The organism is Klebsiella sp. TF21-TM, from assembly GCF_019753495.1.
GTDB lineage: Bacteria > Pseudomonadota > Gammaproteobacteria > Enterobacterales > Enterobacteriaceae > Klebsiella > Klebsiella quasipneumoniae.
In genome coordinates, this window is the sequence record NZ_JAIJYL010000001.1 from 1 (window position 1) to 22,218 (window position 22,218).

Here is a 22,218-nt window from a genome sequence, read left to right on the forward strand (position 1 = left end):
TGATATGGCTCAGTTGGTAGAGCGCACCCTTGGTAAGGGTGAGGTCCCCAGTTCGACTCTGGGTATCAGCACCACTTTTTAGGTTAAAGTTCGGCACGTTGTAAAGAATTTGCCTGGCGACAATAGCGCGGCGGTCCCACCTGACCCCATGCCGAACTCAGAAGTGAAACGTCGTAGCGCCGATGGTAGTGTGGGGTCTCCCCATGTGAGAGTAGGGAATCGCCAGGCATCAAATAAAGCAGAAGGCCCAGTCGAAAGACTGGGCCTTCTGCTTTTGTGTTATCTGTTGATAAGCAGTCCTGCCGCCAGGGGGAAACCCGTCAAAGCCGATTTGCGCGTAATGCAGCAAGGGACAGTGAGTTTGTTTGTTCGGTTGTCATGTGGATGATGCGCAGAAGAGCAGATACAGGTTCGACGCTAGCCCCTGTATCTGCTGGTCGGGGGAGAATTAGCGGGTCAGCGCGACGATCCCTAACGTGAGGCCGGCTACCGCGGCGGCGCCCCCGGCGATCGCGCCTGCGGTGTCCCAGTTGTCTTCTGTTGTGCCTTTCATACAGGTATTGGTGTGGACTAAGCGGCCTTGCGAGTCATACACCGGCACGCAGGGAGAGTCATGGGCACAGCCTGCCAGCAGAGAGGCCAGCAGCGCCACGATTAAATACTTTTTCATGATATTACCTCTGGATAATCCGCAGGGTTGTACTGAAAGCCAGTGCAGAACGGAATGGCTTATTTTATCACCGCGGATTGTCCGGCCCGGATGCCGAAATCATCTCAATATATGAGCCACGTAAATATCGTGAAGATAAGCAGGGGAATATGCAGAAAAGATGGAGAGAACGATCGTATCCCAGCGCTGCCGCGCGCAATAGCGGTTGTCAGATAGCGGTAAGCTGTAGTGGTTGCTCATATACCAGGCGAAAAAAAAGCGCCCGCAGGGGCGCCTTTAATACCAGGCCGGGTTATTCAGCGTGCCGGGTAAAACGTCGTCTGACGACCACAAAGAAGACCGGAACAAAGAAGATCGCCAGCAGTGTCGCGGTTAGCATCCCGCCCATGACACCGGTACCCACCGCATTCTGCGCCCCGCTGCCGGCACCATGGCTAATCACCAGCGGCATGACCCCGAGAATAAAAGCCAGAGAGGTCATCAGAATGGGTCGCAGGCGCATCCGCGATGCCTCCAGGGTTGCTTCAATGATCCCTTTCCCTTCTTTCTCCATCAGATCCTTGGCGAATTCGACGATCAGGATCGCGTTCTTCGCCGACAAACCGATCGTGGTCAGAAGGCCTACCTGGAAGTAAACGTCATTATTCAGCCCACGCAGCGTGGCGGCTAACAGCGCGCCGATCACCCCCAGCGGAACCACTAGCATGACTGAGAACGGAATCGACCAGCTCTCATACAGCGCCGCCAGGCACAGGAAGACGACGATCAGCGAGATGGCATAGAGCGCGGGAGCCTGGTTGCCGGAAAGGCGTTCCTGGTAAGACATCCCGGTCCAGTCGTAACCAATACCGCTCGGCAGTTTACTGGCCAGTGTCTCCATCAGCGCCATGGCTTCCCCGGTACTCTTGCCCGGCGAGGCTTCACCGAGGATCTCCATGGAGGGTAAACCGTTGTAGCGTTCCAGACGCGGCGAGCCATATATCCAGCGCGAAGTGACGAAGGCGGAGAACGGAACCATTTCGCCATTGGCGCTACGAACATACATATTGTTAATGTCGCTCGGCAGCATACGGAAATGGGCATCAGCCTGGACGTACACTTTCTTGACGCGACCACGGTCAATAAAGTCATTGACGTAGTACCCGCCCAGCGCAGCGGATATCGTTTCATTGATATCGGAGAGCGATACGCCCAGCGCCTGCGCTTTTTCCTGGTCGACATCCAGTTTGAACTGCGGCGTATCTTCCAGCCCATTAGGCCGTACCCGTACCAGCTGATCCGGATGCTGTTTCACCATGCCCAGCAGTTGATTGCGCGCCTGCGTCAGGGCAGTATGGCCTATCCCGCCCTGGTCGATCAGCTCAAAGTCGAAGCCGGTGGCGGTACCCAGCTCAATAATGGCAGGCATGTTGAACGGGAAAACCATGGCGTCTTTGATCTGGCTGAAGGCCACGGTGGCTCGCTTGATGATGGACTCCACGCTGTTTTTATCACCGCTGCGCGCTTCCCATGGTTTCAGGCTGACAAACGCCATGCCGGAGTTTTGTCCCTGGCCGCTGAAGCTGAAGCCGTTAACGGTAAAGACGCTTTCGACGTTAGCCTTCTCGTTATGCAGATAGTAGTCGGTCACGGTATCCAGCACTTTCTGTGTCCGCTCCTGGGTAGCGCCGGAAGGCAGCTGGATCATGGTCAGGAAGACCCCCTGGTCTTCATCGGGTAGAAAGGATGTCGGGAGACGCATAAACAGCACGGCCATTCCCACGACGATCAGCAGATAGATCACCAGGTAACGGCCGGTTCCACGCAAAATACCGCTGACGCTGTTGGTGTAGTGGTTAACGCTCTGGTCAAAACGGGCGTTAAACCAGCCGAAAAATCCTTTTTTCTCATGGTGTTCAGCTGAGGCTGGCTTCAACAACGTGGCGCAGAGCGCTGGTGTCAGCACCAGGGCAACCAGCACGGAGAGCGCCATGGCGGAAACGATGGTGATCGAAAACTGGCGATAAATCGCGCCGGTGGAACCGCCGAAGAAGGCCATCGGCACGAAAACCGCAGAGAGCACCATGGCGATACCCACCAGCGCCCCCTGGATCTGCGACATCGACTTTTCCGTCGCTTCTTTTGGCGAGAGCTTCTCCTCAACCATCACACGTTCGACGTTTTCCACCACCACAATGGCGTCATCGACCAGCAGACCTATCGCCAGCACCATACCAAACATCGTCAGGGTGTTGATGGAGTAGCCAAACATCGACAGTACCGCGAAGGTACCCAACAGCACGACGGGCACGGCAATGGTCGGAATGAGCGTAGCGCGCATGTTCTGCAGGAACAGATACATGACAAGGAAGACGAGAATAATCGCTTCAAAGAGCGTTTTGACCACTTCGTGAATAGAGATTTTGACGAAAGGGGTCGTATCGTACGGATAGACCACCTTCATTCCCTGGGGGAAGTAAGGCTGCAGTTCGGCCAGCTTCGCTTTAATCGCGGTGGCAGTATCCAGCGCGTTGGCGCCGGTCGCGAGCTTAATACCCAGACCAGAGGCGGGCTTGCCGTTAATTCTGGCGACGACATTGTAGTTCTCTCCGCCCAGCTCAACGCGGGCGACATCTTTCAAATGGACGACAGAACCATCGGCATTGACCCGCAGCGTGACCTTGCCAAACTCCTGCGGATCTTTAAGCCGCGTCTGGGCAATGATCGACGCGTTCAACTGCTGGCCTTTCAGCGCTGGCGTACCGCCCAGCTGGCCGGCGGCAATCTGATCGTTCTGAACCTGCAGCGCATTGATGACGTCCACCGGCGTCAGGTTGTATTTGTTCAGCAGGTTGCCATCCAGCCAGATGCGCATGGCGTACTGCGCGCCGAACAGCTGTACATCGCCCACACCGTTGAGTCGGCTGATGGGATCTTTAACATTAGAGGCGACATAGTCGGAAATATCATCCTGGGTGGTGACCGGGTTATCAGAGATAAAGCCGGCCACCAGCAGGAAGCTGCTGCTGGACTTCTCTACGCTAATTCCCTGCTGCTGGACTTCCTGAGGCAGCAGCGGGGTGGCCAGCTGCAGTTTGTTTTGCACCTGCACCTGGGCGATATCCGGATCGGTGCCGGACTTAAAGGTAAGCGTGATGGTTACTGAGCCGGCGGAATCGCTGGTCGACGACATATACATCAGGTTGTCGATACCGTTCATGTTCTGCTCAATAACCTGAGTGACCGTGTCCTGCACGGTCTGAGCATCCGCACCGGGATAGGTGGCGGAGATCGCCACCGCAGGGGGCGCAATCGTCGGATACTGCGCTATCGGCAGCTGGAGAATGGCCAGACCGCCGGCAATCATCATGATGATGGCCAGCACCCAGGCAAAGACCGGTCGATGGATAAAAAACTTAGACATGGCTGGGTATCCTTATTGCGCGACCGGTGCCGCACGCTCCACTTCTGCTTTAACGGTGACGCCGGGACGGACTTTCTGTAAGCCGCTGACAATCACCTTGTCGCCCGGCTTCAGCCCGCTGGTGATAAGCCACTTATCGCCCACGGCCTGGGAAGCCACCACTTGACGGGTTTCAACCTGATTTTTGTCATTCACCAGCATGACGGAGGCATCGCCCCGCGGCGTTCGAGTCACCCCCTGCTGCGGCACCAGGATGGCCTGAGGATCGGTGCCTTCATCGATGCGGGCGCGGACGAACATCCCCGGCAGCAGGACATGCTGTGGGTTAGGGAAGATAGCGCGCAGGGTAATTGAACCTGTACTTTCATCGACAGTGACGTCGGAGAACTGCAGCGAACCCTTAAGCGGATAGGCCTGACCGTTCTCCATCAGCAGTTCAACGCTTTTGGTGTCGCCGCCGCGTTGCAGGCTTTCCTGCTTAAGGCGCATGAAGTCATTGCTGGATTCCGTCACGTCGACGTAGATCGGATCGAGCTGCTGGACGGTGGCCAGGGCATCCGACTGACCGTTGGTAACCAATGCCCCCTCGGTGACGCTCGATTTACCGATGCGTCCGCTAATGGGAGAGGTCACTTTGGTGTAGGCCAGGTTGATGCGGGCGCTTTCCACGGAGGCTTTGGTAGCGATGACGTCGGCATCGGCCTGGCGGGCGGTGGCCACCGCCTGATCGTATTCCTGTTGACTGATATACTTGGTACCCAGCAGCGGAACGTAGCGTTTCACCGTCAAGTGGGCGATGGCGGCTGCGGCTTCGGCTTTTGCTTCATCGCCCTTGGCGCTGTTCCACGCCGCCTGGTAGGTTGCCGGATCGATCTGATAGAGCGACTGGCCTGCTTCGACATCGCTTCCTTCAACAAAGTTACGCTTCAGGATAATACCGCTTACCTGAGGGCGGACTTCCGCCACGCGAAAAGCTGAAGTTCGGCCTGGCAGTTCGGTGGTGACCGACAGCGGCGCGCTGTTCACGACATGGACCGTCACCTGCGGCGCCTGGGCATGGGGTTGCGGATTGTCCGAATTATCGCAGCCGGTAAGCAATAAGGCCGAGATAATTAAACCGGATAAAAGTGTCACTCTGGCGTGAGTAGTCATGGCGGTTCCTTATAGATTACGTGCCAAATTCGGCGGCGAATCTGTGAAAGAAAGAGGGAATTAAAAAGCAGTTTGCCATCCTACAAATAAACGCCGCTGGATGTAAGGGATAGTTATTTTGGGACAATCAGCAAGGCACGCAAAAACAAAAAAACGCGCTGCCTTTTTATTCTGTTTACCTTAATTGTAAATCTTAATAAATAGACATCAATTCCGTGAATGAGTTATTTATTAATATTGATTTGGGTAATTTATTTGACGATGGCGTCAGAATTAACTTGTCTGCATTTTTGCTAAAAAATATTCCATGACAAATGTTAGGTTAAGCGATCTTCAGAAAATCCTAAATATCCTGTCCGGCGGGAAGGGGGCTTGTATGGCAAGAAAAACGAAAGAAGAGGCGCTACGCACGCGGCAGCTCCTGATTGAGTCCGCGATCCAGCAGTTCGCTCTGCGGGGGGTGACCAACACGACCCTGACGGATATTGCTGATGCGGCGGGAGTGACCCGCGGCGCCGTCTACTGGCATTTTGCCAGTAAGACCGAGCTGTTTAATGAAATGTGGCAGCAGCAGCCACCGCTCAGGGATTTGATTCAGCATAGCCTCGCAACAGAGAATGAACAGGAGCCTTTAAATGCATTGCGCGAGCGGTTTATTACCGGGCTCCGCTATATTGCTGCGAATCCTCGCCAGCGCGCGCTGATGCAAATTCTTTATCAGCGCTGCGAGTTTTCCAATGATATGCTTTCGGAAAATGAAATTCGCCAGCGCATTGGCTTTAATTATTCGCTCATCGGCGGCATGCTGCAGTGCTGTGTGCGTAACAATATATTGCCAGCCGAAACAAATATTGAAGTGATATTAATTGTTTTACACAGCGCCTTTTCCGGACTAATTAAAAACTGGCTGCTCGATCCGCAACGCGTCGATCTTTATCAGCAGGCGCCTGCGCTGGTGGATAATATTATGGCGGTAGTCTGTGCTGCTCGTGTATTGGAGACGCCGGTACTGCGGGCGGTGAATCAGTAATGTGTCCCGCTGCCGCAGGTAATAAAAAAGGCGCTTCCCCATGCCGAAGAGCGCCTTTTATATCAAGCAAGCAACTGACTAGTATCAGTTCATGCCGTATTTTTTCAGTTTTTTACGCAGCGTACCGCGGTTGATGCCCATCATCAGGGCAGCGCGGGTCTGGTTACCACGGGTGTATTGCATCACCATGTCCAACAGGGGCTGTTCAACTTCAGCCAGTACCAGCTCATACAGGTCATTCACATCCTGACCGTTCAGTTGAGCAAAATAGTTCTTCAGTGCCTGTTTAACCGAGTCACGCAGGGGCTTTTGAGTTACCTGATCCTGAGAGTTAACGGTAGAAACGGTCAGTACGTCAGAATTTACGCGTTGTTCGAACATAGTTCTGTCAGCTCTTTATTTCTATTACGCAAAATTTTCGAAGTATGCCTCCAACGCCTCCAGCTGTTCGCTGGCATCCTCAATGGCGTTGAATGTGCGCCGAAACTGGTCATCTGGAGCATGTTCCTGAAGATACCAGGAGACGTGTTTACGCGCGATTCGGTACCCTTTTGCCTGACCATAAAAGTCATGCAATTCCCGAACGTGCGCACAAAGCAAGCGCTTGACCTCTGCCAGCGGCAGCGGGGGCAGCAGCTCTCCAGTGTCCAGATAATGCTGGATTTCCCGAAAGATCCAGGGTCTTCCCTGAGCTGCACGGCCTATCATCAGGGCATCAGCCCCTGTATAGTCGAGCACAGCTCTGGCTTTAAGCGGGTCAGTAATGTCGCCATTCGCGATAATCGGAATGGAAACTTTCTGCTTAACTGCCCGAATACTGTCGTACTCAGCGTCTCCGTTAAACAAGCAGGCGCGGGTGCGTCCGTGAATAGTCAGAGCCTGAATGCCACACTCTTCGGCCAGTTGGGCAATCTCTACGCAGTTACGGTGTTCCGGTTCCCAACCGGTGCGAATCTTGAGAGTCACAGGAACGTCCACCGCATTCACGACCGCCGTCAGGATCGACTTCACCTGGTCGGGGTACTGCAAGAGGGCTGAACCTGCAAGCTTGCGATTCACCTTTTTCGCCGGGCATCCCATATTGATATCAATAATCTGGGCGCCGCTTTCCACGTTAATCCGCGCGGCGGCAGCCATCTCTTCCGGCACGCTACCGGCGATTTGCACGGTACGAATACCGGGCTCATCAATATGCACCATCCGTAAACGGGACTTGTCGCTCTCCCACACCTGTGGGTTAGAGGACATCATCTCGGAAACGGTTAAACCCGCTCCCATCTCGTAGCACAGCGTCCGGAATGGTCTGTCAGTAATGCCAGCCATGGGCGCTGCGATCAGGCGATTTCTGAGCTGGTGGTGTCCGATGCGCATGAGTTAAGAAATGACCATACTGTGACTGCAAGGCGGCGTATATTACGCATTTTTTGCACGAGATGAAAGGCCAAACTTTGAGCAATCCTCTGTTGCAGATCAATGAATCCGGGACTAACGTAAAAGGAATGAATAAATACTTATATTAATCATTGATTTAATGGCTGATGGATAATTTGTGTCCATTTATAAAATCATAAAACTTCTCGATTTTTCTTAGAAAAACTCGCTACCAGACGATATAAAACGCTGTTTTTATAGCCAAAAAAGTGCTCTGTAGTGCGATCTGCCTCTCATTTCCTGGCATTATTTGGTGGGTACTGGAAACAAAAATGCGGCCCACAGGCCGCATTGCGCTTAGTTTTTCCGGCCGGTGATCCGGCACCACTCCTCTTTCTCGACCACCGGGTCAAGGGTGAAGAGATCGGCGTAGGCTTCACAGACGCTCTCCGCCTGGCTGGCAAGGATGCCGGAAAGCCCCAGCAAACCGCCTGAAACGGGCAGGACGCTGATTAACGGCGCCAGCTCACGTAACGGGCCAGCCAGGATATTGGCGACCACGACGTCGGCTTTCATCGACTCCGGCTGGTCCTGAGGAAGATAGAGCTCCAGACGCTCAGATACGCCGTTACGCTGCGCGTTATCGCGGCTGGCCTGAATAGCCTGCGGGTCGATATCAATGCCGATCGCTTTTGCGGCCCCCAGCTTCAGCGCGGCAATCGCCAGGATGCCGGAACCGCAGCCGAAATCAATGACCGTTTTTCCGTTGAGGTCGAGTCCATCGAGCCACTGCAGGCACAGGGAGGTCGTCGGGTGCGTGCCGGTACCGAAGGCCAGACCCGGATCGAGCATCACGTTGACGGCATTTTCATCCGGAACGTCGCGCCAGCTCGGGCAGATCCACAGCCGCTCACCGAAACGCATCGGATGGAAGTTATCCATCCATTCCCGCTCCCAGTCTTTATCTTCCAGCTGCTCGATCTTATGCGCGAAGCCGGCGCCCAGCAGCGGGTGCTGCTCCAGTTGGCCAACGACCGCTTTCATATCGGTTTCGGCATCGAACAGGCCGATCACGTCGGTATCGCCCCACAGCCGGGTTTCCCCGGGCAACGGCTCAAATACCGGCGTATCGTGCGTATCCTGGAAGGTGATCGAGACCGATCCGGCCTCCATCAGCGCATCGCTAAGATCTTCAGCGTTCGCGCCGGTGGTATTTAGTTTCAGTTGGATCCATGGCATAGCAAAACTCTTTATTTATCAGTAGTCAAAATAGGTGGCTGTGGTGCGGGACGGCCGAAACGGTTCCCTGCCACAAACGCCAGTAAACTCAGCAGCAGCGCGGGAACGATCGGGTGGAAGCCGAGAAACTGCACTTTCAGCGTGGCAAGTACGGCATACAGCACGCCGCCCACGATCATCGCGCTCAGCGCGCCAGCCGCGTTGGCTCGTTCCCAATACAGGCCCAGTACCAGCGGCCACAGGAAGACGGCTTCCAGGCCGCCGAAGGCCAGCAGATTCAGCCAGATAATCATCTCCGGCGGTCGCCAGGCCGCGAGCAGCAGCAGAACACCCAACAGGAGCGTGATGCCGGCGGACATGCGTTTTAGCCGCTTTTCGTTAGTCGCCTGATCCGGACGCCAGTTCAGATACAGATCCTTGATGATCGTAGCGGAACTTTGCAGAAGCTGGGCATTGATCGTCGACATAATCGCCGCCATCGGCGCGGCCAGAAAGATCCCTGCCGCAAAGGGCGGGAGCACTTTGACCATCAGCGTCGGGATCACCAGATCCGGTACGGTTAAGTCGGGGAGCACCGCCCGACCTAACGCGCCGGCCAGGTGCATGCCAAACATCAGGATCGCCACTACGATGGTGCCGATCATGATGCCGCGATGCACGGCTTTGCTGTCTTTGTAGGAGATACAGCGAACGGCGGTATGCGGCAGGCCAATGACGCCGAAGCAGACCAGCACCCAAAACGAGGCCATAAAGGTTGGCGAGAGGATATCTTCCGCCCCCTGCGGGGACACCAGCTTGACGTCGATCGACTGCAGAGTCTCTACCGCATGGCCAATCCCGCCGGCGGCGTGGATCACCCCCACCAGTAGAACGATCGTGCCGATCAGCATCACCATGCCCTGCATGGTATCGTTGAGCACGCTGGCGCGAAAGCCGCCATAGGCGGTATACAGCGCGATGCTGATGCCGAAGATCAGCAGACCGGTATCGTAGGGAATACCCGCAGCTGTCTCCAGCAGGCGGGCGCCGCCGATAAACTGGACGGTCATGGCGCCAACGAAGGCTACCAGCAGGCTCAGGCTGGCCAGCCAGACCAGCAGACGGCTCTGGTAGCGCGCAAACAGCATGTCATTGAGGGTGACGGCATTATAACGACGCGCAAGGATGGCGAATTTTTTTCCCAGTACGCCCAGCGATAGCCAGATGGCGGGGAGCTGGATCATCGCCAGCAGTACCCATCCCAGGCCGTATTTATAGGCGGCGCCGGGTCCGCCGATAAATGAGCTGGCGCTGATATAGGTGGCGGTTAGCGTCATGGCCAGCACGAAGCCGCCCATCGAGCGGCTGCCGAGAAAGTACTCATTAAGAAAGCTTCCTGAGGCGCGTTTTCTCATGGCGTAAAGGGATAAGCCGAACACCACCACCAGATAGGCGATCAGGGGAATAATGACCTCAAACTGCATCATCGTCCTCCAGAGGTATGTCGCGGAAAACCAGTTTGACCATCGCCCAGCACAGCAGAATAAACAGCAGCGGAACCAGCAGGCAGGCCATTTCAAACCAGTGGGGCAGGCCGGTAAAACCGATAGCCACCCCCGGCAGATAGGCGGCGGCCAGCCAGGCGGCAAGATAGAGAAGGGTCAGCCACAGCGCCCAGCGCGCTTCTTTGTGGGCCTGAACAAAGCGTTTGTCCATTTTTTGTCCCTTGAGGATAAAGAAAGCGGGGATTGTACCGCATGGTATAGATGAGGAGAGAGAAAAAGAAAAAAGGCCGGAAAATCCGGCCTTTTGCTGAGAGAGCAGAATTATTTTTCCTGCAAGCCGAGTTTTTTCTCCAGATAGTGGATGTTGGTGCCACCATGCTGGAAGTTCTCGTCGCTCATAATGCGCATCTGCAGATCGACGTTGGTCTTGATGCCATCGATGATCAGCTCCTGCAGCGCATTCTTCATGCGGGCAATCGCCACGTCACGGCTTTCGCCGTAGCAGATCAGTTTGCCGATCATGGAGTCATAGTACGGCGGTACGGTGTAGCCGGCGTAAATATGGGACTCCCAGCGCACGCCAAAGCCGCCCGGCGCGTGGAAACGGGTAATCTTACCCGGGCTCGGCAGGAAGGTGTTCGGGTCTTCGGCGTTGATACGGCATTCCACCGCATGGCCGCGAACCACCACTTCATCCTGCTTGATGGACAGCGGCTGGCCGGCTGCGATACGCAGCTGCTCTTTGATCAGGTCAACGCCGGTGATCATTTCAGTTACCGGATGCTCTACCTGGATACGGGTGTTCATTTCAATGAAGTAGAACTCGCCGTTTTCGAACAGGAACTCAAAGGTACCCGCCCCGCGGTAGCCGATATCGACACAGGCTTTCGCGCAACGCTCGCCGATGTAGCGGCGCAGTTCCGGAGTGATGCCCGGCGCCGGCGCTTCTTCGACCACTTTCTGGTGACGACGCTGCATGGAGCAGTCACGTTCAGCCAGATAGATAGCGTTGCCCTGACCGTCCGCCAGTACCTGAATTTCAATGTGACGTGGGTTTTCCAGGTATTTCTCCATGTAGACCATATCGTTGTTGAAAGCCGCTTTGGCTTCCGCTTTGGTCATGGAGATGGACTGGGCCAGTTCAGCGTCGCTGCGCACAACGCGCATACCGCGACCGCCGCCGCCGCCGGAGGCCTTGATGATCACCGGATAGCCGATGCGTTTAGCATGGGTGCGGTTAGCGTCCATGTCGTCGGTCAGCGGGCCGTCAGAACCGGGTACAGTCGGGACGCCGGCTTTTTTCATGGCGGTGATCGCGGACACTTTGTCGCCCATCAGGCGGATAGTGTCGGCTTTCGGGCCGATGAAGATAAAGCCGGAGCGCTCAACCTGCTCAGCAAAGTTGGCGTTCTCGGAGAGGAAGCCATACCCCGGGTGAATCGCTACCGCGCCGGTGATCTCAGCGGCGCTGATGATAGCTGGGATGTTCAGATAGCTTTTTACGGACGGAGCCGGACCGATACAGACCGTCTCATCCGCTAACAATACGTGTTTTAGATCGCGATCCGCGGTGGAATGCACAGCAACGGTCTTGATGCCCAGTTCTTTACAGGCACGCAGGATGCGCAGTGCGATCTCGCCACGGTTAGCGATGACAATTTTATCCAGCATGTTCGCCTCGTTACTCGATAACTACCAGCGGCTCGTCGAATTCTACCGGTTGGCCGCTTTCGATCAGAATGGCTTTCACCACGCCGGCTTTGTCGGCTTCGATCTGGTTCATCATTTTCATCGCTTCGACGATGCACAGGGTGTCGCCCACGTTAACTTTCTGGCCAACTTCCACAAACGCTTTCGCGTCCGGGCTTGGCGTACGATAGAAAGTACCAACCATCGGGGAACGTACGATGTGACCACTGATTTCCGCTTTTGCCGGCGCTTCTGCTGCTGCAGCTGGCGCGGCAGCCGCGGCGGCAGGTGCCTGAGGCTGCATCATCGGCGCAGCATAAGCCTGCTGCATAACCGGATAGCTTGCGGCCGGTGCAGAGCGGCTGATGCGAACAGACTCTTCGCCTTCAGAAATTTCCAGTTCGGAGATACCTGATTCTTCAACCAGCTCGATCAGTTTTTTAATCTTACGAATATCCATGAGTGGGTTCCGTACTCTTTGTTTAGTGTGATTGTGACAGGCGTTTTACCGCCGTCTGTAAAGCGTATGAATAGCCGTCCGCCCCCAGTCCGCAGATGACGCCAGCGGCGACATCTGACAGATACGAATGCTGGCGGAAGGGTTCGCGTGCATGCACATTGCTCAGGTGAATCTCGATAAACGGGATGTTCACGGCAAGCAAAGCGTCACGGATTGCTACGCTGGTATGCGTGAACGCGGCCGGATTAATCAGGATATAGTCCACGTTGTCTTTAGCCTGATGAATTCGGTCGATTAACGCATGCTCCGCGTTGGACTGCAGGTGATCCAGGCTCACATTCAGCGCCGCCGCTTCAGATGTTAAATGGTTAACAATCTCCGCCAGCGTGAGCGGACCATACTTCTCAGGCTCGCGGGTACCGAGCATGTTAATGTTTGGACCATTCAAAAGCAAAATGTGAAACTTCTTTGCCATCGTGTGGCGATCTCCTGCCATTTTCGGGTAAAAAACAACATATACCTTCAATGCGCCCTTGTCACCTTTTCAGGGTCAGAAAACCCCGTCAGGAAAGCCAAAGTCGCACATTATAACGATTTCGTAGCAATTGGCAGCTAAATACTGGTCTTATCAGGGAAGATTATCAACCGCTATCTTAAAAAGAGTCGCGGTTGATAAAGGATCTGCGGGAAACTGCACATTACGGGATTCAGCGCCACCACTGGCGGAACTTCTTGTAACGCCATGCCAGCAGCGCCACTGCCAGCAGGGCATAAATGATGGGCTGCGGCGAGAGGATCTTCACTGACCACAGGTAGTGAATCGGCGCGAGGATCGCCACCAGATAGACGAAGTTGTGTAAAAGTTGCCAGCGGCGGCCCAGTTTTCGCTGCATCGCCTGCGTCGACGTCACCGCCAGCGCCAGCAGGATCGCCCAGCTGACCATGCCTAACGTCAGATAGGGGCGGTTGATAATCTCCGAGCCCAGCAGCGCCAGATTGTTAATGCCCAGCTCCAGCAGGGTATAGCTGGTCAGGTGCAGCGTCGCCCAGGCGAAACACCATAAACCTAACAGGCGACGAACACGAATCAATAATGGTTGTTTCGCATAGCGCGCCAGCGGGGAGACCAGCAGCGTCGCCAGCAGAAACTTCAGCGCCATCCTGCCGGTAAAATGCTGGATATCCTTGGCCGGATCGGCGCTAAAGTAGCCCTGATGTCCGGCCCAGAATAGCCAGACCAGCGGCAAAAAACCCGCCAGATGAAGTAAAACCTTCAGCCAGGCGATCTGTTTGACGGTGAAACGCACTAGAAGTTCTCCCGCAGGTTCATGCCGCGATACAACGACGCCACCTCGTCGGCATAGCCGTTAAACAGCAGGGTTGGCTGACGCTTGACATCGAGTACGCCGCCGGCGCCGATAAACCGCTCGCTGGCCTGCGACCAGCGGGGGTGATCGACGTGCGGATTGACGTTGGCGAAGAAGCCGTATTCGTCCGGTGCCGCCAGGTTCCAGGTGGTCGGCGGCCGCTCGCGGGTCAGTTCAATGCTGACGATGGATTTAATGCCTTTGAAACCGTACTTCCACGGCACAGTAAGGCGGACCGGCGCGCCATTTTGCGGCGGCAGCGCTTTGCCATACACCCCGACGGTGAGCAGCGTCAGCGGATGCATCGCTTCATCCAGCCGCAGCCCCTCCACGTAAGGGTAAGCCAGCCCCCCGCCGATAAACCGATCTTTCTGCCCGGGCATTTGATCCGGAGCATAGAGGGTTTTGAAGGCCACATAGCGCGCATTGCTGGTGGGCTCCACCAGCGCCAACAGCTTATGCAGCGGGAAGCCGACCCAGGGGACCACCATCGACCAGGCTTCCACGCAGCGCATACGATAAATACGCTCTTCCAGCGGGAAGCGTTTGGTCAGATCGTCATGGTCGAGAGTCAGCGGCTTCGCCACCTCACCGCCGATGGTCAATGTCCAGGGATCGGTGCGCAGGCTACCCGCGTTCGCCGCCGGATCGGCTTTATCGAGGCCGAATTCATAAAAGTTATTGTAGCCAGAGACTTTATCTTCCGGGGTAAGCGTCAGCTTAGCCTGCCATTCAGCGGGTTTAGCAAAGTCCAGGGCTTTGCCCGCCGGGGCTGGTGGACGGTCGTGGCCTTTAAACCAGTCCAGCAGGTCGGCCTGCGCGGCGGCGGGAAGCGAAAGGGCGGTCGCGCTGATGCCCAGCATTTTCAGTACCTGGCGCCGCTGGAGCATAAAAACGGATTCGGCCGTGACGTCGGCTTCCGTCAGTTTTTTTCTTTTCATGGTGTCCTCCGTCATGCGTTTCCTTAAGCATGACGGAGGCGGCGATGAATCGCGAATATGTCACGAAAAATTGCACATTAGGCGCATTCGCCGCCGCCGAAGCAGGGGCGCGGTCGTCCAGGAATCATCGGAAAGTGGCGCAAGACGTTTCCTTTACCGCGCCTGACCCGGCATCTTTAGCAGGGAAAAAAGCGGACGGGAGGCTGGCAGGACGGAAAATCGGCAATAATGTGCGCCGCTGGCGCGGGTTTGCCATCCAGCGTCTAAAATTAAAGCGCTTCTGGCGCAGGCCGCAGGCGGGCGGCGATTGGCAAATTTTTTCTGCCGACTATACTCGCTATCGGCATACTTTCGCCGATAATACGCATTCCATTGCCAGACTCGCCATCTTTGATAGTATGCGTCGCGCTTTAAAAGGTTAATGCTAGCGTCAAGGCGCGCGCCGGCACGGGAGCCTGATGGTTCATCGGGCAGTCATTCACTCGCGGAGTTAACACAGGGATGCGATTAACGACGAAGTTCTCAGCCTTTATCACGCTGCTAACTAGCCTGACCATCTTTGTCACGCTGATTGGCGCTTCGCTGAGTTTTTACAACGGCATTGAGAACAAGGTCGAAAACCGGGTTCAGGCGGTGGCGACCATGCTGGATAACCGGCTCATCACTACCTCTTTTGATAAGCTTGAGCCGCAGCTGGATGAGCTGATGACGCCGATAGAGATCGTGCATATCGATTTCATGCTTAACGGTAAACCGCTCTACAGCCACTCCCGAACCGACAGCTATCGCCCGCTTGGCAGTCATGAGCAATTCCGTGAGATCACGGTCCCGTCGTTGAAACATCCCGGTATCTCTCTGCATCTGGTCTACGTTGACCCGATGGTGAACTATTTCCGTTCGCTGTCGATTACCGCCCCGCTGTCGATCTCCATCGGCTTCATGGTGGTGATTATTTTCTTCGCCGTCCGCTGGATCCGCCGCCAGCTGGCGGGTCAGGAGCTGCTTGAGCTTCGTTCCACGCGTATCCTGAGCGGCGAGCGCGGGCCGCAGGTGCGCGGCTCAGTCTATGAATGGCCTGCCAGCACCAGTAGCGCGCTGGATATGCTGCTGTCGGAGCTGCAGTTTGCCAGCGATCAGCGCAGCCGGATGGATACGCTGATTCGCTCCTATGCGGCACAGGATTCTAAAACCGGGCTGAATAATCGCCTGTTTTTTGACAATCAGCTGGCCACGCTGCTGGAAGATCAGGAGAAGGTGGGGGCGTACGGCATCGTGATGATGATCCGTTTACCGGAGTTTGATCTGCTACGGGACAACTGGGGGCGGGCGGCGGCCGAAGAACATTACTTCACGCTTATCAACCTGCTCTCTACCTTTATTATGCGTTACCCTGGCGCGCTGCTGGCGCGCTATCACCGTAGCGACTTCGCCGTGCTGCTGCCGCACCGCACGTTAAAAGAGGCGGATAGTATCGCCGGGCTGCTGCTGAAGGCCATGGACGCGCTGCCTCCGACGCGGATCCTCGATCGTGACGATATGATGCATATCGGCATCTGTTCTTTCCGCAGCGGACAATCGGCGGCGCAAGTGATGGAACATGCAGAAGCGGCGACGCGCAACGCGGTGCTGCAGGGCAGCAACAGCTGGTCGGTCTATGACGATACCCTTCCGGAGAAAGGCCGCGGCAACGTTCGCTGGCGGACGCTGATCGAACAGATGCTGAGCCGCGGCGGGCCGCGGTTGTACCAGAAGCCCGCCGTCACCCGCGACGGTCGGGTGCATCACCGTGAACTGATGTCGCGGATGTACGACGGTAAAGAAGAGGTGATTGCCGCCGAGTACATGCCGATGGTGCTGCAGTTTGGCCTGGCGGAGGAGTATGACCGCCTGCAGGTGACGCGCCTGCTGCCGTTTTTAGGCTTCTGGCCCGAGGAGAATCTGGCGCTGCAGCTGTCGGTGGAGTCGCTGATCCGTCCGCGTTTCCAGCGCTGGCTGCGCGATGCTCTAATGCAGTGTGAAAAATCGCAGCGTCAACGGATTATTTTTGAACTTGCTGAGGCAGATGTTTGTCAATATATCGGCCGTCTGCAGCCGGTTATGCGGTTGGTTAACGCGCTTGGCGTTCGGGTGGCGGTGGTTCAGGCAGGGTTAACCCTGGTGGGAACCAGCTGGATCAAGCAGCTGGATGCGGAGCTGATCAAACTGCATCCGGGCCTGGCGCGCAACATCGAAAAGCGCAGCGAGAACCAGCTGCTGGTGCAAAGCCTGGTGGAAGCCTGTAAAGGCATGCCTATGCAAGTTTTTGCGACGGGCGTACGCAGCCGCAGCGAGTGGCTGGTACTGTCCCAATGCGGTGTCACGGGCGGGCAGGGGGAATTTTTTGCCGCCTCACAGCCACTTGACACAAATGTGAAAAAATATTCGCAAAGATACTCGGTTTGATCTGCCGTTTAGCGTGATTTCACGTAGAATAACGCGCGCCATCGTGAAGGGGGTGTGCTTGTCTACCTGCCGGATCATCGCAATGTAAATGCCAGTGACCCTCCTTTGACAGGTTACAAATTCAGGCGTGGAGCGCTGCTGAAGATTTCAGCAATGAACGGAGTCGGAAAAATTTGTAACAAAGGAAATGAACTGCACTAATTTTCACCGCAGCAGGTGATTTTTGCGCCTTGTCGCTGCTGCGTGTGGTTGGTAAAGTAAGCGGATTTTGTTTTCCGCCCCAGCTTTCAGGATTATCCCTTAGTATGTTAAAAAAATTTCGTGGCATGTTTTCCAATGACCTGTCCATTGACCTGGGTACCGCGAATACCCTTATTTACGTAAAAGGACAAGGCATCGTATTGAATGAGCCTTCCGTGGTGGCCATTCGTCAGGATCGTGCCGGATCGCCGAAAAGCGTCGCCGCCGTGGGTCATGAAGCGAAGCAGATGCTCGGCCGTACCCCGGGTAATATCGCGGCGATTCGCCCGATGAAGGACGGCGTTATCGCTGACTTCTTCGTGACGGAAAAGATGCTGCAGCACTTTATCAAACAAGTGCACAGCAACAGCTTTATGCGCCCGAGCCCGCGCGTACTGGTCTGCGTGCCGGTTGGCGCCACCCAGGTTGAGCGTCGTGCTATCCGTGAATCCGCGCAGGGCGCTGGCGCTCGCGAAGTGTTCCTGATTGAAGAACCGATGGCGGCCGCGATCGGCGCTGGCCTGCCGGTTTCTGAAGCGACCGGTTCCATGGTGGTGGATATCGGCGGCGGTACCACCGAGGTAGCGGTTATCTCCCTGAACGGCGTGGTTTACTCTTCTTCCGTGCGTATCGGCGGCGACCGCTTCGATGAAGCCGTCATCAATTACGTGCGTCGTAACTACGGCTCTCTGATCGGTGAAGCGACCGCTGAGCGTATCAAACATGAAATCGGTTCGGCTTACCCGGGCGATGAAGTGCGTGAAATTGAAGTGCGCGGCCGTAACCTGGCGGAAGGCGTTCCACGCGGCTTCACCCTGAACTCAAACGAAATTCTTGAAGCGCTGCAGGAGCCGCTGACCGGCATCGTGAGCGCGGTCATGGTTGCCCTTGAGCAGTGCCCGCCGGAACTGGCGTCTGATATCTCCGAGCGCGGGATGGTTCTCACCGGCGGTGGTGCGCTGCTGCGCAACCTGGACCGTCTGTTAATGGAAGAAACCGGTATTCCAGTCGTGGTTGCTGAAGATCCGCTGACCTGCGTAGCGCGTGGCGGCGGCAAGGCGCTGGAAATGATCGACATGCACGGCGGCGACCTGTTTAGCGAAGAGTAGTCAGCCTGAAGGTCCGGGGTGGCTTCCGCGCTGCCCCTGGTCTTTACTGACACGAGAATACGCATAGCCTATGAAGCCAATTTTTAGCCGTGGCCCCTCGCTACAGATTCGCCTTATTCTGGCGGTGCTGGTGGCGCTTGGCGTGATTATCGCCGACAGCCGCCTGGGTACGTTCAGTCAAATCAGAACGTACATGGATACAGCCGTCAGCCCTTTCTACTTTGTCTCTAATGGTCCCCGGGAACTGCTCGACAGCGTATCGCAGACGCTGGCTACCCGTGACCAGCTCGAACTGGAAAACCGCGCGCTGCGTCAGGAGCTGTTGCTGAAAAACAGCGATCTGCTGATGCTGGGCCAGTACAAGCAGGAGAATGCGCGCCTGCGTGAACTGCTTGGCTCGCCGCTGCGCCAGGACGAGCAAAAAATGGTGACCCAGGTCATCTCAACGGTCAACGACCCCTACAGCGATCAGGTGGTTATCGATAAGGGCAGCGTCAACGGCGTCTACGAAGGCCAGCCGGTTATCAGTGATAAAGGCGTGGTGGGGCAGGTCGTAGCCGTGGCGAAAATGACCAGCCGGGTACTGCTGATCTGTGATGCCACCCATGCGTTGCCGATCCAGGTCCTGCGGAACGATATTCGCGTCATTGCCGCCGGTAACGGCTGCACCGACGACCTCCAGCTTGAGCATCTGCCGGCAAATACCGATATTCGCGTCGGCGATGTGCTGGTGACCTCCGGTCTGGGCGGTCGTTTCCCGGAAGGGTACCCGGTTGGGGTTGTCTCTTCAGTGAAACTGGACACCCAGCGCGCCTACACGGTGATCCAGGCGCGTCCGACGGCCGGTCTGCAGCGTTTGCGCTATCTGCTGCTGCTGTGGGGCGCCGATCGCAATGGCGCTAACCCGATGACCCCGGAAGAGGTCCATCGGGTGGCTAACGAACGCCTGATGCAGATGATGCCGCAGGTGTTGCCTGCGCCGGATGCGATGGGGCCGCAGATGCCGGCGCCCGCCACCGGGCTGACGCCGTCTCAGCCGTCGCAGCCTGCAGGGGGGCAATAGTGGCAAGTTACCGTAGCCAGGGACGCTGGGTTATCTGGCTCTCGTTTCTTATCGCGCTATTGCTGCAAATTATGCCCTGGCCGGCGGACATCAGCGTTTTCCGGCCCAACTGGGTATTATTGATCCTGCTGTACTGGATCCTCGCGCTGCCGCACCGGGTGAATGTGGGAACGGGCTTCGTGATGGGGGCTATTCTTGATCTCATCAGCGGTTCGACGCTGGGCGTTCGCGCGCTGTCCTTAAGCATCGTCGCCTATCTGGTGGCGCTGAAGTATCAGCTGTTCCGTAACCTGGCGCTGTGGCAACAGGCGCTGGTGGTCATGCTGTTATCCCTCGCCGTGGATATCATTGTTTTCTGGGCAGAGTTTTTAGTGATCAACGTCTCTTTCCGTCCGGAAGTATTCTGGAGTAGTGTAGTAAACGGTATCCTCTGGCCATGGCTCTTCCTGCTGATGCGTAAAGTGCGTCAGCAATTTGCAGTGCAATAAGGTTGATATGACAACTCTGTATCTTGCTTCTGGTTCCCCGCGTCGGCAGGAACTGCTGACTCAGCTTGGTCTCGCGTTTGAGCGTCTGGTTCCTGGTATCGAGGAGCAGCGCCAGCCGCAGGAGAGCGCGCAGCACTATGTCGTGCGCCTGGCGCGCGAAAAGGCGCAGGCCGGAGTGGCGCTGGCATCGCGGGATTTGCCGGTTTTGGGAGCGGATACGATTGTTATTTTGAACGGCGAAGTGCTGGAAAAACCGCGCGACGCCGAACACGCTGCAGCGATGCTGCGCCTGCTTTCCGGCCAAACCCATCAGGTCATGACCGCGGTGGCGCTGGCGGATAAGCAGCAGACGCTGGATTGCTTGGTGGTCACGGAAGTGACCTTCCGGCCGCTCAGCGAGCAGGATATCGCCGATTATGTGGCCAGCGGCGAGCCTTTAGATAAAGCAGGTGCATACGGTATTCAAGGGTTGGGTGGCTGTTTCGTCAGGAAGATTAATGGCAGCTATCACGCCGTAGTCGGCTTACCGCTGGTGGAAACGTATGAGTTGCTCAGTAACTTTAACTCACTGCGTAAAGAAAAGGGATAAAGATGACGGCTGAATTATTAGTGAACGTAACGCCATCCGAAACGCGCGTTGCGTATATTGATGGCGGTATTCTGCAGGAAATCCATATTGAGCGTGAAGCGCGACGCGGAATAGTAGGCAATATCTACAAAGGTCGTGTTAGCCGAGTGCTGCCGGGAATGCAGGCGGCTTTTGTAGATATTGGTCTGGATAAGGCGGCGTTCCTCCACGCCTCCGATATCATGCCGCATACCGAGTGCGTTGCCGGTGAAGAGCAAAAGCAGTTTACCGTGCGCGATATTTCGGAGCTGGTGCGCCAGGGCCAGGACCTGATGGTCCAGGTGGTTAAAGATCCGCTCGGTACCAAAGGCGCGCGTCTGACCACCGATATTACCCTGCCTTCCCGCTATCTGGTCTTTATGCCGGGCGCCTCCCACGTGGGGGTCTCTCAGCGCATTGAAAGCGAAGCCGAGCGCGAGCGGCTGAAAAAGGTCGTGGCAGAGTACTGCGACGAGCAGGGCGGATTTATCATTCGCACCGCCGCGGAAGGCGTTCACGAGCAAGAGATGGCCGCCGATGCCGCCTATCTTAAGCGCGTATGGACCAAGGTGATGGAGCGCAAAAAGCGCAACCAGACCCGCTATCAGCTGTACGGCGAGCTGGCCCTGGCTCAGCGCGTGCTGCGTGATTTTGCCGACGCGCATCTCGACCGGATTCGCGTCGACTCGCGGCTGACCTACGAGGCGCTACTCGAATTTACCGCCGAATATATCCCGGAAATGACCAGCAAGCTGGAACACTACAGCGGCCGTCAGCCGATATTCGATCTCTTTGACGTTGAGAACGAAATTCAGCGCGCGCTGGAGCGTAAAGTCGAGCTCAAGTCCGGGGGGTATCTGATCATCGACCAGACCGAGGCGATGACCACCATCGATATCAACACCGGGGCGTTTGTTGGGCATCGCAATCTTGACGATACTATCTTCAATACCAATATCGAAGCCACCCAGGCGATAGCCCGCCAGCTGCGTTTGCGTAATCTCGGCGGCATTATCATCATTGATTTCATCGACATGAACAATGAAGACCATCGCCGGCGGGTGTTGCACTCCCTGGAGCAGGCCCTCAGTAAAGACCGGGTGAAGACCAGCATCAACGGTTTCTCCCAGTTGGGTCTGGTGGAGATGACCCGTAAACGCACCCGCGAAAGCGTGGAGCATGTGCTGTGCAACGAATGCCCGACCTGCCACGGACGCGGAACGGTAAAGTCCGTGGAAACGGTATGCTATGAGATTATGCGTGAGATCGTTCGCGTGCATCATGCTTATGATTCCGATCGCTTCCTGGTCTATGCTTCCCCTGCGGTGGCGGAAACCCTGAAAGGGGAAGAGTCGCATGCGCTGGCGGAAGTGGAGATCTTTGTCGGCAAGCAGGTGAAGGTACAAATTGAGCCGCTCTATAATCAAGAGCAGTTCGATGTGGTTATGATGTAAGACACTGCG

At 56.1% G+C, this 22,218-nt stretch carries 20 protein-coding genes, 1 rRNA gene and 1 pseudogene; 9 read left to right on the forward strand and 13 right to left on the reverse strand.

The genetic code is table 11. The annotated features are described in order from the left end of the window. Positions 1-112 precede the first annotated feature (112 nt). A 5S ribosomal RNA gene (gene rrf / locus K5R89_RS00005) occupies positions 113-228 on the forward strand. Between the two features lie 220 nt (positions 229-448). On the opposite strand, the gene K5R89_RS00010 is transcribed toward rrf, so the two are convergent. The 3 genes from K5R89_RS00010 to K5R89_RS00020 all read right to left on the reverse strand — a co-directional run bounded on the left by K5R89_RS00010 (position 449) and on the right by K5R89_RS00020 (position 5,225). Next, entirely contained in the window at positions 449-670 is a 222-nt protein-coding gene (locus tag K5R89_RS00010) for a membrane protein (RefSeq protein ID WP_004206262.1), read from the reverse strand. Between the two features lie 292 nt (positions 671-962). Further along, a complete protein-coding gene (locus K5R89_RS00015; protein ID WP_087826744.1) occupies positions 963-4,073 on the reverse strand; it encodes an efflux RND transporter permease subunit in 3,111 nt (1,036 codons plus the stop codon). Between the two features lie 12 nt (positions 4,074-4,085). Then, the gene (locus K5R89_RS00020; protein WP_044524928.1) at positions 4,086-5,225 is read right to left on the reverse strand and encodes an efflux RND transporter periplasmic adaptor subunit; all 1,140 of its coding nucleotides are present in this window, start codon (positions 5,223-5,225) and stop codon (positions 4,086-4,088) included. Positions 5,226-5,601: 376 nt separating this feature from the next. Between K5R89_RS00020 and envR the strand changes: the two genes are divergently transcribed. Beyond that, positions 5,602-6,255, forward strand: coding sequence for an acrEF/envCD operon transcriptional regulator (envR, locus tag K5R89_RS00025; protein ID WP_087826743.1), 654 nt, complete (start codon positions 5,602-5,604; stop codon positions 6,253-6,255). A gap of 84 nt (positions 6,256-6,339) precedes the next feature. Here the strand turns inward: envR and fis are convergent, their stop codons facing one another. The 10 genes and pseudogenes from fis to msrP form a co-directional block, all read right to left on the reverse strand. Then, entirely contained in the window at positions 6,340-6,636 is a 297-nt protein-coding gene (gene fis / locus K5R89_RS00030; RefSeq protein WP_000462905.1) for a DNA-binding transcriptional regulator Fis, read from the reverse strand. Then, positions 6,618-7,626: pseudogene (gene dusB, locus K5R89_RS00035) on the reverse strand (tRNA dihydrouridine synthase DusB). Before dusB ends, fis begins: the two are co-directional and overlap by 19 nt. A 357-nt stretch (positions 7,627-7,983) precedes the next feature. Beyond that, positions 7,984-8,865, reverse strand: a complete 882-nt coding sequence (gene prmA, locus K5R89_RS00040) for a 50S ribosomal protein L11 methyltransferase (protein ID WP_087826742.1) — start codon at positions 8,863-8,865, stop codon at positions 7,984-7,986. Positions 8,866-8,876: 11 nt separating this feature from the next. Further along, entirely contained in the window at positions 8,877-10,328 is a 1,452-nt protein-coding gene (gene panF, locus K5R89_RS00045) for a sodium/pantothenate symporter (RefSeq protein WP_023291160.1), read from the reverse strand. Next, positions 10,318-10,560, reverse strand: coding sequence for a DUF997 family protein (locus tag K5R89_RS00050; RefSeq protein WP_004206253.1), 243 nt, complete (start codon positions 10,558-10,560; stop codon positions 10,318-10,320). Before K5R89_RS00050 ends, panF begins: the two co-directional genes overlap by 11 nt. A 110-nt stretch (positions 10,561-10,670) precedes the next feature. After that, positions 10,671-12,020: an acetyl-CoA carboxylase biotin carboxylase subunit gene (accC, locus tag K5R89_RS00055; RefSeq protein WP_217259135.1), complete on the reverse strand. Its 1,350-nt coding sequence runs from the start codon at positions 12,018-12,020 to the stop codon at positions 10,671-10,673. Positions 12,021-12,030: 10 nt separating this feature from the next. Next, on the reverse strand, positions 12,031-12,498 hold the full coding sequence (gene accB, locus K5R89_RS00060; protein WP_004206250.1) for an acetyl-CoA carboxylase biotin carboxyl carrier protein: 468 nt from the start codon (positions 12,496-12,498) through the stop codon (positions 12,031-12,033). A gap of 22 nt (positions 12,499-12,520) precedes the next feature. Next, entirely contained in the window at positions 12,521-12,973 is a 453-nt protein-coding gene (gene aroQ, locus K5R89_RS00065; protein ID WP_023291159.1) for a type II 3-dehydroquinate dehydratase, read from the reverse strand. A gap of 232 nt (positions 12,974-13,205) precedes the next feature. After that, complete coding sequence (gene msrQ / locus K5R89_RS00070; protein WP_023291158.1) at positions 13,206-13,805, reverse strand: protein-methionine-sulfoxide reductase heme-binding subunit MsrQ; 600 nt, start codon at positions 13,803-13,805, stop codon at positions 13,206-13,208. Further along, the gene (gene msrP, locus K5R89_RS00075; RefSeq protein WP_032454192.1) at positions 13,805-14,806 is read right to left on the reverse strand and encodes a protein-methionine-sulfoxide reductase catalytic subunit MsrP; all 1,002 of its coding nucleotides are present in this window, start codon (positions 14,804-14,806) and stop codon (positions 13,805-13,807) included. Before msrP ends, msrQ begins: the two co-directional genes overlap by 1 nt. Positions 14,807-15,036: 230 nt before the next feature. On the opposite strand from msrP, the gene K5R89_RS00080 reads away from it, so the two are divergent. From K5R89_RS00080 to rng, 7 genes are all read left to right on the forward strand, one after another. Further along, positions 15,037-15,228, forward strand: coding sequence for a hypothetical protein (locus tag K5R89_RS00080; RefSeq protein WP_032429221.1), 192 nt, complete (start codon positions 15,037-15,039; stop codon positions 15,226-15,228). 79 nt (positions 15,229-15,307) lie between these two features. Next, positions 15,308-17,248 (forward strand): RNase E specificity factor CsrD, encoded by a 1,941-nt coding sequence (gene csrD, locus K5R89_RS00085; protein ID WP_044524921.1) that lies wholly within the window; start codon positions 15,308-15,310, stop codon positions 17,246-17,248. A gap of 305 nt (positions 17,249-17,553) precedes the next feature. After that, entirely contained in the window at positions 17,554-18,597 is a 1,044-nt protein-coding gene (gene mreB / locus K5R89_RS00090) for a rod shape-determining protein MreB (protein WP_002918653.1), read from the forward strand. 70 nt (positions 18,598-18,667) lie between these two features. After that, positions 18,668-19,660 carry a rod shape-determining protein MreC gene (gene mreC, locus K5R89_RS00095; protein ID WP_004206242.1) on the forward strand — a complete coding sequence of 331 codons (993 nt, stop codon included), beginning with the start codon at positions 18,668-18,670 and terminating at the stop codon, positions 19,658-19,660. Further along, positions 19,660-20,148, forward strand: coding sequence for a rod shape-determining protein MreD (gene mreD, locus K5R89_RS00100; RefSeq protein WP_002918648.1), 489 nt, complete (start codon positions 19,660-19,662; stop codon positions 20,146-20,148). Before mreC ends, mreD begins: the two co-directional genes overlap by 1 nt. A gap of 7 nt (positions 20,149-20,155) precedes the next feature. Continuing rightward, the gene (locus K5R89_RS00105; RefSeq protein WP_023291155.1) at positions 20,156-20,737 is read left to right on the forward strand and encodes a nucleoside triphosphate pyrophosphatase; all 582 of its coding nucleotides are present in this window, start codon (positions 20,156-20,158) and stop codon (positions 20,735-20,737) included. 2 nt (positions 20,738-20,739) lie between these two features. Continuing rightward, positions 20,740-22,209, forward strand: coding sequence for a ribonuclease G (gene rng, locus K5R89_RS00110; RefSeq protein WP_004206239.1), 1,470 nt, complete (start codon positions 20,740-20,742; stop codon positions 22,207-22,209). Positions 22,210-22,218: the final 9 nt, after the last annotated feature.